We start from the raw sequence: 12,541 nt of genomic DNA, 5'->3' as shown, positions 1-12,541 counted from the left end.
GATTTAGCTGATGTGGTTGTAGTCTGTTAATGGCGATTATATACTTAAACGTTATCTTTGTAAATAACTATAATGCTGCGGGCTTGACCTGGTATATGATTAAAAAAGTGCTTCTGGTAAAGGGATTGAAGAAAGGTTTTTCTTGGTATTGTATGAATTGACAAAGGAAACGTTTAACTATATACTTTCAGCTAACGGATGAAAGTAGTTATGATTGGGGGGATGTTGGTGCCTACTATTAAAGACATAGCCAAATTGGCCGGCGTCACCTTTGTTTCGGTATCCAGGGCGCTAAATAACGAACCCGGAGTGAGCGAAGAGACACGCCGGAAAATTCTCGATATTGCCAAGCAAATCAATTATGTACCTAACTTGGCAGCCAAACGTCTGGTCGACCGTTCCTCGAATGGAGTCGGCTTGATTTGGCCGAAGCGGGAAGAGCCTTTCTTCTACCGGACTTGCAATCAAATTCAGGAGGAGGCGTCGAGCCGAGGCTATACCGTGATGGTATCGATGGCGGAACGGGAAGAGGCGCTCCGGTCGTTCCGGGAATATTTTATCAACAGGGCGGTATGCTGGCTGGACAGACGTAAGACTCCGGAGTATATCGCTGCCAAGCAGCAGTTTAACGGCACCATCCTCGAAGTCGGGGGCCGGGAAGGCTGGAATCAGGAGAATGCCCACTGGCTCGATATTGACCGCAAAGGAGCAGTCAAGCTGGCGATGAGTCATTTGTTCGAACTCGGACATACGCATATCGCCTTTTTGGGAGGACATTCGGATAAATGGCTAGGGTACACGGAATCGCTGGTGGAGCTTGGACTGGAATTCCGTCCAGAGTTGAATGTGATGACCTTGGTTGGAAATCCGGACATGTCGCTCAAGGTGCGCGACTTCATGCGGCATTTTCACGAATACGGGGCTACGGCGATTGTAGTCGACAGCGAAGGGCTGCTGCGTGAATTCGTCAAGGCAGCTTATGCAGAAGGTGTGCGCATTCCAGAGCAGTTGTCACTTGTAGTATATGACGACTTGCCGGAAACGCAGTCGCTGCTGCCCGTCGCGATTACGACTGTAGGACCTGACATCGTCGAACTGGCCCGCACAATTATCGATCTGATAACGGATGAAGCGGATGCCGCAGAAGAAGGCCATTTTTTTCGAAAGGTTCTAACGACGGAGCTGAGAGTCCGGGAATCAACTCGTTCGACGGGTTGAACCGGACTGCGGGTTCTTTGAGTAAGTACAAATTTTTTTAAATCTTTTAGTAAACGTTTAATATTAAATAGGCCATATTTTTCTTCTTATTTGAGTAAACGTATAACAATAATGCAATGGAGGTGAGTGAAATGTAGACGGCAACAGAAAGCTACAGTGAGGATGGCCAGGGATGAGAAAAATCACCTATTCATTTTGAAAGGGGACCGAAATATGAAAGGGATCTCAATCGGTTTGTTGGCCGGGACAATGGCACTCGGGATATCGGCATGTAGCAGTACTTCGGATCATTCGAAAGGTGCTGGGGACAGCGGGACTCCAGGACCAGGTCAGCCGGCTGCCGTTAAGACGGACCCGGTGGAAATCAATATTTACTCGAATAACAACGCATCGGAGCAAGTGTTTAACGAAAATTATGGAAACGCTCTCAGAAAAGCCTTCCCTCAATTTACCATCAACTACATACAGAGCAAGGCTGGGTCAACGTTGCCGGAGATGATTGCCTCGAAAACGAGAATCGATATTTTTTGGACGTCGATCGGCAATTATGAAACTGCGTTGTTCGAACATGGTTTGCAATTCGATATGACGGATCTGATCAAAAAACACGGCATCGATCTGAACCGGCTGGAACCAACCGTAATCGAGGCGATGAAGCAAATTTCAGGGGGGAAGATGTACGGGCTACCGGTTTCGACAAACACTCTAACGTTGTTCTATAACAAAGATATTTTCAATAAATTCGGTGTACAGATGCCCACGACCGATATGACGTGGGATCAGGCGAACGAGTTGGCTCGCAAAGTCACTCGAGTTGAAAACGGCAAGCAATATTACGGCATCGCGTCTTCACGCGATCACATCATCCGGATGAACCAGCTTTCCGTGCCAAATGTGGATATGGCTACCAAGAAGCCGACGCTTACAACCGACAGCCGCTGGAAGCAATTGTTCGAAACTGTCTTCATTACTCCGTCAGCCGACAGCGGTTACCGTGACGGGATGACTAAGCTGAAAAACTTCCCCGCTCTGGACCAGTTCGCGAAAGAGCAAAGCTTGGCCATGCTTGTATACCCCAATACGCTTCCGACCTCTGTGCCAAATGAGCTAAAAACGTTTGATTGGGATATAGCCCCGATGCCGACCTTTAAGGAACTGCCGAATGTTGGATCGCAATCGTATCCGGTATACTTCGGTCTTACTTCGCAAACGAAAAACAAGGATGAAGCGATGGAACTGTTGAAATTCATGGTATCTGAAGCGTATCAGAATGAGTTGGCCGCAAAAGGAGTATTGCCGATCGTGCAATCCGACTCGACGATGAGGCTGCTAGGAACGAACACGGAATTTAAGAGCAAAAACTACCAGGCGATGATATCCCGGAAGTTTGCTCCGATCACGCCAAAAGTTCCAGAGTATGATACGGACGTATTCCGATTTTACCGGGATCAGGCTTTACCGCTGGCGATGGGACAAACGGACATAAACACGGCATTCCGCATTGCCGTCGAGCAAGCCGAGAAGGTGATTCAGGAGAAGGGGAAGAAGTAATACGGTAAACGAAGGATATATGTCCTTGTCCTCAGCACAGGACAAGAATATATATCCTTTGCTGTATTAGGACAAGAACATATAACCATAATCGTATTGTCAAAAAAAGACCGATGTCGCGAATACGAATCCGACAACAACAGGAAATCTGCAAGTGGCCAGAAACGGTCAAATCAAACTGGCAGTTTCCCGTTCGCGAGAATAATAGATTAGATAAGCGTCATCTGGTGAAGTAAAATAGAGAGAAGTGGAGATATCCCTACGTCTGTTGACCGGGCGGAGAAGCACCTCCAACGTCGGAACGACATTCAATCCGGAACGGCTGCTGGCTGAAACGCAGAATTTAACGGAAGTGGGCGAATGGCATGTAAGACCGCGAACTGTGCAATTTGTATCCGGTACTGCTGGTCAAGCAAAGTTATGACGGATATGTGGAGCAAACGGGAAAAGACCGTTTATCCATTGTGTTTCGGGGTATACCGGCATTCAGCAGTTTACCGCTTCGGAATCGGGCAGATACAACAGCGGCGTCGTGGCGGTCGTTCAGGCGCTAAGCATGGGTTTGTCGGGTCATGCGCACACCGCTTCCCATATTAACGTGGATATGCGCGAAAGCATTCATGCCGGTTTTTTGCAGCCTTGGTCGTTATCAATAGCGGCAGCTACTTCCGGAATCCGTGCGTTCTGGAAAAGCCTCTTCGGGACATGTTCCGCAAATACGCCAGATTGAGGTACCGGCTGCTGCCATACGTGTATGCAACGGCGCACGTTGCCGCTCGTACGGGAATGCCGATTGCCCGAGCGATGCCGCTCATGTTTCCGGACGACCCGCATTGCGGGGAGCTGCTGCAGCAGTACATGCTGGGACCGTTTTTGCTGGTAGCCGTTTTTACCGATCGCGTATATTTGCCTGCAGGCCGTTGAGAGTGTTTGCGAAGTATTGGGGCTCCCCGCCCGAGACGTTCAAACGCGGCAGATAATGTTCATTAGCTAACGTATGATTTAGCGGCAGGCGCAGTACGGTAAGAAAAGACCGTTATCGTCGCGAACCGCAAGGAGCTGTCTCGATAGGGGAGAGCAACATGTGGTAAGATATGGAACAGGGGAGGGAGTTTATCATGGAACTTCAGGAAATCAGGCAACATTTGAAAGTAACGAGAGACGGTTTGCTGGAAATGATTCAAGATCTGAGTGAAGAGCAATTGAACAAACGGAAAGATCCCCGCAGCTGGAGTATCGGCCAGGTGTGCCAGCACTTGAGTAGGACAGAGGAACTGTATGTGATGGCAATAAAGAAAGCGTTAAAGAGTAATGAGGAATCCCCCGTAGAAAATAAACCGTTACAGTTTATGCTTGATCGGAGTCATAAATGGGAAGCCCCCGACATTGCCAGACCGACCGATGAAATCGTGCGGGCCGAATCGATCATTGAAAAGCTGCACCATTCCCGTGAAAGGTTGAATGAACTATTAAACGCAGTAGAAGATCCGTCCTTGCTGAACAGAAGACATTTTACACATCCGGTCTTCAAAGAGATGTTGTTGTCGGACTGGGTCAGATCGCTGTATTTACATGAACAAAGGCATATGGAACAAATCAAAGAGGGACTTTCCTTATAGAGGCAGTAATAGCATTTTATCGGAAAATGTTCACAGCCATATTAGATTTTTAAGGGGAATTATTCATTTTGATGAGCGCCAACTTGAAAAAGAACCATTGATGAGCGATGTATCTGAATAAATGCTCGGCAACCTATTTGGTCCTTGAATCCCAAGGACTTTTTTTGTTCTTTGAATAAGAAACTTCAAAGGGTATAATGCATTATATTCAAATAATCAAATATTTAAATCAGGAGAAGTTTTTTTTATATAAACGGGAAGGTGTGATTGCATGTCTGGTATGCAAGAGATGGTATGCTCTACAACAAAACAAAAAGTGATCGAGGTCGGTCTTGACTTTCTCCAAGGGGTAGGGGCAGATCATATCTGTCGAGTTTGTATTGCTGGCGGTAGTTCCTGCTGCTCGGGTTGCCGCTCGATCAAACATGGTTTCGGTTGTCAAAAACGGAATACAAGCTGCACGGCATGGCTGTGCGGGTTCCTAAAGTTTATCTTCTACAAAGCGGGCTTCATGCACGAGTGGAAACAATTCTGGGATCAAGTACCAGGACAAGATTATCGGGAAGACTTCACACCTCCCTATTTTCCTGTTCGCATGTGGTTGGATAAACCGAATATTCGTTTTTTATCCGAAGCTTTTGCGGAAGATTTGCACGAGTTGAATCCTTACAATAATGTGTTCTGGCTCATTGAAATTAAAGAGACGCTCGATCGGCATATAGATAACCTTATGAAATGTTCCGATCCGAAAGTCAAAAGAAAAATCGAGAAAAAAATTAATTTTTTGACCAAAGATTTTCGACGTTTTCATCTGGCAGCAGAACAACTTGTTTAACTGTGAAAAACGGCATAACCTATGGAGTTCCGCAAAAGTCAAGGAATCCCCATGATGATGCACTGAAAGTGCCGATAGTTGCATGTATCCAGGGTGGGTCCAGCCCAGCTCGATGCACAGGTCTAACTGCTGTTCCCACCGAGGATCAGCGCACCGGGCCTACCCTCATTCATGCATCGAGCAGGCAGTCGCGTGCTCGAGCAATTCCGCAGACGTGCAAAGTCCAGCAAAGCGGCGGGGTTTTTGATTCCCTCGTGATCTAATTGATACGATGGTAATCTCTCATTCCGTGTATGCGAGAAAGCAAAAAAGTGGTTTTCAGTCAAAGTCGATCATGAACATCAGATACTGCACCTGAAACGGGTTAAGTGCAGTTTTGTTTTAATATTGACGGGATCATACGAACCGCACAACTCTAGCGATGTCTGAATTTCCCCGCCCTGTAGTCTCTCGGGGACATACTCTCCATTTTATGGAACACTCGACTGAAATAGAGCTGGTTATCGTATCCGATGAGATGAGAAATTTCCTTTATGCTTAACGAGGTGTTTAAAAGCATGTCCTTGGCTTTATCCATCCGGATCTGGGTCAAGTAACATAGGACCGACCTGCCGGTTTGCTCCTTGAATTTATGCATGACCCGGTTCGGACTCAAACCACATTGTTTTGCAATGTCCGCTACGGTCCATTTTTTGGTGCAATCTGCATGCATTTCAGTCATAATTTGCAAGATGGACGGGTCTTTTACATAAGCTTCGGGCTTCTGCACGAGACTCGCCTTTCTTCCGAATAACGACATCAACAACATGGTGTACGAATCGACGGCGGATTGATACAGCGGCGCTTTGATTTGAAGCTCAACCATGATTTTTTTGTACAGTTCGATCACTTGCGGATCTACTCCGACACGATATAACCGCTTTTTGGAAAGTCCAACCGTCTCAAGCAACGGGAGCGCCCCGTATCCGGAAAAATGAATCCAGTACAGCTCTGGCGAATTCTTGCCAGAATAGGCATACTCCTGTCTTTCATCCGGATGGAATACCACAATCTGCCCCTCGGCTGCCTCGGTCTGTCGGCCATCTATCCAAAAATGGCCCGTTCCTTTCAGCATATAAATCACTTGAAAGTCTGGCCGTCCATGTTCCCTCAGCTTTTTGACATTTTTCGTCATGAATTTTTCATATCCGCAGGAGTTAACCGTGAAGTAATGATCATTGCCGCTGCTGGACAGATCCGCGATATTGGAGCCATTAAAACCCGATAACGTAATCATGAGCCTATGACTGCGGCCTGCGAGGTGCATGTTCGCTTCACAATCCACACCTCCCTTTTTAGCTAAACATAACACAATTATGTATGTATTCAACATGAATGTTCATATATTCGACCGGCAATATACTATATACTCTCAGTGAGAGATTAGATTGTCGTTGTTATTCTGCATAACATTTAGAACGGATTGAGCGGAACACCAGAAAGGGGGGAAGCGAGGAGTAAGCCAGTGTTGCTTCCTGCGATGACGGCTTTCCGTAAAGCGCGCTTCGACACAGCTTAGTTTTGGAACTACTGTTAGGAAATAAATAAAAAACAGCTTGTTTTGTAAGCGTTAACACCCCGTTTTGATATTCTACAAAAGGATGGTGTTTCCAAGATGAAAGGAAAGCCCGCTTTTCTGAAGAGCCTCTTGTTTTTGCTGACGTTGGCAACCGTGCTTGGGGCCTGTAACGGAAAGCCGCATACCGTAGCGGAAGGAGACAGTCCACAATCCGGACAGGTAGATCCGGACAACGACTCCCGAACAATGCCGAATGCTCCCGGCTCCAAAAACGAAAAAGGAGATCCTGTGGAAATTGTGTTCTATACCAATAACGGCGACTCCGAAGCAAGCTTTGACTACCGGTTTGGTGACCTGATTCGCCAGAAGTTCCCTGACTATTCCATCAAGTATATCCCGAGAACCCAAGGAACCAATCTGGATGAATTGCTTGCCAACAAAACGCGGTTTGATATTTTTTTTCAGTCGATTGGCAACTTCGAGGAATGGGCTTTTCCCTACGGCATTGAATACGACATGTCTGAGCTGATCAACAAGCATCAGGTCGATCTGAATCGTTTTGAGCCCACGATCATCGAAGCGATGAGGCAGGCTTCGGGAGGCAAACTATTCGGGCTTCCGGTGCAAACGAATAACTTGGTTTTGTATTACAACAAGGATCTATTCGATAAATTCGGGGTTGAATACCCCCGAGACGGCATGACGTGGGAAGAGATGGTCAAGCTGTCGCTCCGGCTATCCCGCAACGACGGCAACCGGCAGTATTTGGGATACGTTCATTCTCCGGCGCACACGATTCGCATGAATCCGATGTCGATCCCCAATGTCGATCCCCAAACCAATAAACCAACCATTTATAAAGATGAGCGCTGGAAAACGTTCTACGAAACTTACTTCAAAAGTCCGACAACCGGGTCCGGTTATACGGATCTGTTGACCCAAACCGGAACGGTTCCTAACAATAATAATGCTTTTGTCAAAGATCAAAACGCTGCCATGATGATGTATCTGTCGAGTCTGATCTACGTGTGGGAGGAACAACTGAAAGCCGTAAACTGGGATATCGTCTCCCTGCCCACGGTAAAACCCGGGATTGGCTCACAATCGTACCCGTCTTATTTCGGGATTACGAAGATGGCCAAACACAAGGACGCTGCGATGGAAGTGCTCAAGTTCATGGTTTCCGACGAGTTCCAATCCAATTTGGCCCGCAAAGGCATTATGCCCGTCCTGAACAAGGAACCAATCAAACAGGAGTTTGGCAAGGACTCTCCTTACCGCGATCGGAATATGAAAGCTGTATTTTACAATGATTTCGCACCGATTCCGGAAAGGGCGCCTTATGATGCCAAGATCGTAAACGCGTACAGCTCCTTCTTCACCCAAGCAAATGTCGGGAAATTGGATATCAATAGCGCTTTGCTGCAAGCGGAGGAACAAGCGAACATCGCGATCGAGGAATACAAAAAGAATCAGTAGTCCTGTATAGGGAGGCTATTGGAATGAAGAAATTTCGACACAGAAGCTTTCAAGGCGCATGTGTATTTCTGTTTGTATTCATGATTGGCTTGTTGGCCAACATCACAATCGCCGGCACCCGGGAAGTCTATGCCGCCGGCAATACGTACTATGTCGCTCCCACGGGCAACGATGCCCATCCAGGTACGGAGACGGCGCCATGGAAAACGCTTAAGAAGGCCGCAGCAACGCTTCAGGCCGGCGATACTGCGATCTTTGAGGATGGCGTGTACATGAGCACTCAAACGAGGTTTACGAACAGTGGAGCGGAACATGCGCCGATTACGATTAAAGCGAGGAATAAACAGAAGGCGAAGCTGTTATTTTCCAATTTGACTGCAACATCCAAAATCGTGTTGACGAATAAGCAGTACATCTCCATCTTCGATTTTGAAATCACCCAGGAAGTTAGTGGAACAACAAGCGGGGATATATTCATCGACATGAGCGACTGCTCTCACTGTATCGTCAGCGGAAACTCTATTCACGGCGCCGGTGGAAAAGCTGTGCAAGCACTAAAAGGCGAGCGGATTGAGGTGGTCGGCAACGAAATATACGATTTTGTCAACTTCGGCGTCGTATTGGCGAACATTGATCGGCCGATCATCGCAGACAACGAGATTCGCGAGGTCAGTGCCGCCATTCTGGTGCCGGCCGGCACGCGCAGCGTCCAAATCTCCAATAACCGCATACGTGCAATCGACAAGGTGATGAAGAACGGAATTATACTAGGCGGGAGCTATCCTCCTTCGGTAGCGTATGACACCTACGGGTATCAAGCTTATCATGCGGTTGCCTGGAACAACACCCTAGTTGCGGAACAGCCGGGGATGATCGATACGGCGTTCGCCTTTATCGGGAGTGTGGACAGTGCTGTTTATCATAACATCGTCGTTGATGCCAAATACGCGGTAAGCTTCGCTAATGGGGGAGGAGCGACAACCGGATGGGCGCCGGTCCCGACTTCTTCGACATTTGCCAACAATATTTTTTCGGGCTGCACCGGAAATGCCATTCACATGGTAAACCCGCCCATCCATCTTGCGCACGATTACAATTTGTACTACAACTGTACAAATGCGCCTGTTGAGCCAAACGGCGTCTACGAGGCTCCGCTGCTGACTGATCCGTACCATGACTGGTATCTGAGGGAAGACAGTCCGGCGGCCGGTACAGGAACGGCTCTACACGTTAACGGTTTTTACGGTGAGCCGATAGACGTCGATCTGGACGCTAACGGGAATGTCCGAACAGAACCTGTGCATATGGGGGTTTATGCCAATACAGTACCGAAGGTGGGAGAGATTTTGTACACAGAGCAGTTTGAATATGGAGACGGCGCTTGGACTGTGCAGACGGGAACGATGGAAATTGTAGAAGAAACACCTGGAGGCAACCATGTATTTACAGACCCGAACGCGACTTCGAGCAGCGGCATTTCACGCGCTTACTCAGGGTCTATGAATTGGGTAAGTTATCAGATGAACACAAAAGTGAAGTTCGTTCAGTCTTATAATCCGTCAGGCTGGTTAACGTTGTATGCCCGGTATACCGATGTCAATAACTATTACTTGTTGGAGATCCGGCCGGAGAAAGACTACATCGGACTGAAAAAAAAGGTTGCTGGCGTCGTTACCCCGCTGGAGGAGAAGGAGTGGCATCCGTCAATCGGGGTATGGACCGATGTGCGTCTGGTTATAAATGGAGCTTCGATTCAGGTGTACTTAAACGGCAAGCTGGAATTGGCCGGTTCGGACGGGCAGCTGCAGAACGGAGGAATCGCAGCGGCGGTTTACCAGGCGGATATACAGATCGACGATATAAGTGTAGCGAGAATCGATGCGCCCGCGGGGACGGGCGATCCCGAATCCGGCACCGTGCCGGGCGAGACATACTACGTTTCTCCACGGGGCTCCGATATGAACCCCGGTACCGAAGATAAGCCGTGGAAGACGATGGCTAAGGCTGCCCGTATGGCGCAGCGAGGGAACACGGTTATTTTTGAGGACGGCGACTATATCGAGTTTAGCCCGGCCGTTTTCAAGCAAGGCGGCACCGCAGACGAACGCATTGTATTCAAGGCGCGCAACAAACATCAAGCGGTTATTCAGTATCGGAATTTACCATCCTCCAAAGTGATTTTGACGGGCACCCCTTATATTACGCTGAAAGATTTTGAAATAACGCAGGATCAGCGCGGAACGACTACGTCGGATATTTTCATCCAAGTGCTCGAAGGTTCTAATCACGTTCATATTATCGGCAACAAAATTCACAATGCGTTCGAAGAAGGGGTGAAAGGATTATCTCGTTTCTGATTATTTGGTCGAGGGAAACATCATCTACGATATGGGGCATGAAGGCATTGATTTCGTCAACGTCCAGTCCAGCACGATTCGAAATAATGAGATTTATGACGTTGGACGGGTCGGGCTATTGGCCAAAGGCGGCTCGTCGGATATTGAGGTGTACAACAACTACATCCATAACCACAATGTGAACATGGCTGAAGGCGCGATCTATATGGGGGGATCGACCGGCTATGCCTGGACTCGCGATCCCAGCGTAAACGGCTATGAAGCTTGGAACATGGTCGCATACAATAATGTCATTGTGGCCGATACACTGAACGGGTTACCCAGTATCAACAACGGCATTGGCTTCGTGGGCTCCAAAGACAGTGCGGCTTACAACAATATCGTGATCGGCACGAGGAACGGCATTTTCTTGTACAGCCCTCGAAGCACTCAGCCTCAGGTCGGTTGGGACTGGGACCCGGACAACTTAAATCCGGTGTTTATGAACAATATCGTCATGAATGTGACCGACCATGCCGTCAATGCGGCCGGTACGAAGCAGCCGGTTAATATGGTCCACGATTATAACCTGTACGTTAACAATGCGAACTTGCCTGCTCAGCAAGAACCAAACGGTGTATATGCAGATCCGGAATTCGTCAACTTGGCCGAAGGAAACTGGCATCTGCAAGCAGGAAGCCCAGCGATCGGTGCCGGCAAAGCGATCCCGGAGTTTGTGTTGATGGATGGACAGTCCATCGATATTTCATCCGATTATGATAGCAACCCCAGAGGAAACGTATGGGATATGGGGATCTACAAGAACGGGACGCATTAATCGCACATCCAATATCTCCTTTGCCGGATAAAAGGCTGGCACCTGAATGTGCTGCTTGCCGGAACGGTCGATGAATGATGGCGGAAGAGACACAGAAAAGGATGGACGGCGGGCGGGTCTGCCGCTTTCGTCCTGAATACCGTTTATGGCTCTGGTGAAGATGAAACATGCATGTCATCTGAATACCGCTTCCGGTGTCGTCCATTGTCAATGCAACGCTGATCCAGGCAGGTACTCCGGGAGAGCTGTTCTTCGACTGCGAAGAACTTACGATTTTTCGAACTAAAAAACAACAAAAAGACGACTGCGATTCCACTTATTGGGAGGATAGTCGTCTTTTTGTATTAATTCTCTTGTTTTAAACGTATCATTGATTTTGCCAGCGTCTGTATCCTTCTCCTCCATATTGAAGAGCATTGCCAGTGGAGAGCCTGGAGCAGTGTTCCAGTAGTGTTCCAGTCGCTGATTGCATCAGTAAGCGGTTGTTAGTGGAACGGTTATTGAGGGAACAAATGGATGATACAATACGTGGTGATAGCTGTAAACTGCATTGGAGGTAATATATGTGAAAAAAACACTATTTTTTTTAACCTGTTTAAGTTTATTTATTTTATTGACAGGTTGCAGCTCTCCCCCTACGCTAACGGTTACTGCAGATAAGAAAAAAATCGATACTGTAACGGGAAGTTATTGTTGGTCCAGCTTATTTTCTGAGAAGTGCGTTGATACTATTGAACCTTCCGAATTATTGAAAAAGAAGAAAAACGATCCAGTTGGCCTGCATAAGGCTACGACATTAAATTTTAAGTTTGAGGAAGAGCCCCAAACAGTGGAGGTGCGAATCGAACAATCTAATGCAAGCAGCACATCTGCATCTGTAAAGTTGGAGGATAACCAACTAACACTGCCACAAGAAAACGGGACTTATCTGTACATTGTTTTCTCCAAACATGCCAAGGGGACTGTGACCCACCTTTTTACGATAAATGTAGAATAACTGGCTGTACAATCCTGTACAATTTCAGTAGAAGTAAGAACAGATTTGAATTATCCGTTGTCCAAAAATCAAAACCAGTCTAACACTACGTTACAGTGCCAGACTGGTTT

At 47.5% G+C, this 12,541-nt stretch carries 10 protein-coding genes; 9 read left to right on the top strand and 1 reads right to left on the bottom strand.

Translation table 11 applies throughout. From position 1 onward, the window contains the following. Positions 1-228: 228 nt before the first annotated feature. The 5 genes from PV433_RS14320 (at position 229) to PV433_RS14300 (ending at position 5,223) form a co-directional block, all read left to right on the top strand. Entirely contained in the window at positions 229-1,218 is a 990-nt protein-coding gene (locus tag PV433_RS14320) for a LacI family DNA-binding transcriptional regulator (RefSeq protein WP_332072769.1), read from the top strand. A gap of 162 nt (positions 1,219-1,380) precedes the next feature. Continuing rightward, positions 1,381-2,769, top strand: coding sequence for an ABC transporter substrate-binding protein (locus PV433_RS14315; protein WP_332072768.1), 1,389 nt, complete (start codon positions 1,381-1,383; stop codon positions 2,767-2,769). A 639-nt stretch (positions 2,770-3,408) separates the two neighbouring features. Further along, on the top strand, positions 3,409-3,693 hold the full coding sequence (locus PV433_RS14310; protein WP_332072767.1) for a hypothetical protein: 285 nt from the start codon (positions 3,409-3,411) through the stop codon (positions 3,691-3,693). Positions 3,694-3,887: 194 nt separating this feature from the next. Further along, positions 3,888-4,388, top strand: a complete 501-nt coding sequence (locus PV433_RS14305; RefSeq protein WP_332072766.1) for a DinB family protein — start codon at positions 3,888-3,890, stop codon at positions 4,386-4,388. A gap of 271 nt (positions 4,389-4,659) precedes the next feature. Continuing rightward, the gene (locus PV433_RS14300; RefSeq protein WP_332072765.1) at positions 4,660-5,223 is read left to right on the top strand and encodes a hypothetical protein; all 564 of its coding nucleotides are present in this window, start codon (positions 4,660-4,662) and stop codon (positions 5,221-5,223) included. 415 nt (positions 5,224-5,638) lie between these two features. Here the strand turns inward: PV433_RS14300 and PV433_RS14295 are convergent, their stop codons facing one another. Next, entirely contained in the window at positions 5,639-6,499 is an 861-nt protein-coding gene (locus PV433_RS14295) for an AraC family transcriptional regulator (protein ID WP_332072764.1), read from the bottom strand. 378 nt (positions 6,500-6,877) lie between these two features. Between PV433_RS14295 and PV433_RS14290 the strand changes: the two genes are divergently transcribed. The 4 genes from PV433_RS14290 (at position 6,878) to PV433_RS14275 (ending at position 12,431) form a co-directional block, all read left to right on the top strand. Beyond that, positions 6,878-8,260: an ABC transporter substrate-binding protein gene (locus PV433_RS14290; protein WP_332072763.1), complete on the top strand. Its 1,383-nt coding sequence runs from the start codon at positions 6,878-6,880 to the stop codon at positions 8,258-8,260. Positions 8,261-8,283: 23 nt separating this feature from the next. Next, positions 8,284-10,617, top strand: coding sequence for a right-handed parallel beta-helix repeat-containing protein (locus PV433_RS14285; protein ID WP_332072762.1), 2,334 nt, complete (start codon positions 8,284-8,286; stop codon positions 10,615-10,617). 4 nt (positions 10,618-10,621) lie between these two features. Next, positions 10,622-11,434 (top strand): right-handed parallel beta-helix repeat-containing protein, encoded by an 813-nt coding sequence (locus PV433_RS14280; protein WP_332072761.1) that lies wholly within the window; start codon positions 10,622-10,624, stop codon positions 11,432-11,434. Between the two features lie 565 nt (positions 11,435-11,999). Beyond that, positions 12,000-12,431, top strand: coding sequence for a hypothetical protein (locus PV433_RS14275; protein WP_332072760.1), 432 nt, complete (start codon positions 12,000-12,002; stop codon positions 12,429-12,431). Positions 12,432-12,541: the final 110 nt, after the last annotated feature.

This window comes from Paenibacillus sp. GYB004 (genome assembly GCF_036577605.1).
GTDB classification, from domain to species: Bacteria; Bacillota; Bacilli; order Paenibacillales; family NBRC-103111; genus Paenibacillus_AB; species Paenibacillus_AB oceani.
This window is presented reverse-complemented; position numbering and strand designations above follow the sequence as displayed.

What these genes read in the sequence shown, in the direction of transcription:
- PV433_RS14305 (WP_332072766.1), top strand. Translation starts at nt 3,888, where the DNA reads ATGGAACTTCAGGAAATCAGGCAACATTTGAAAGTAACGAGAGACGGT.
- PV433_RS14300 (WP_332072765.1), top strand. Translation starts at nt 4,660, where the DNA reads ATGTCTGGTATGCAAGAGATGGTATGCTCTACAACAAAACAAAAAGTG.
- PV433_RS14290 (WP_332072763.1), top strand. Translation starts at nt 6,878, where the DNA reads ATGAAAGGAAAGCCCGCTTTTCTGAAGAGCCTCTTGTTTTTGCTGACG.
- PV433_RS14285 (WP_332072762.1), top strand. Translation starts at nt 8,284, where the DNA reads ATGAAGAAATTTCGACACAGAAGCTTTCAAGGCGCATGTGTATTTCTG.
- PV433_RS14315 (WP_332072768.1), top strand. Translation starts at nt 1,381, where the DNA reads ATGGCCAGGGATGAGAAAAATCACCTATTCATTTTGAAAGGGGACCGA.
- PV433_RS14295 (WP_332072764.1), bottom strand. Translation starts at nt 6,499, where the DNA reads ATGATTACGTTATCGGGTTTTAATGGCTCCAATATCGCGGATCTGTCC.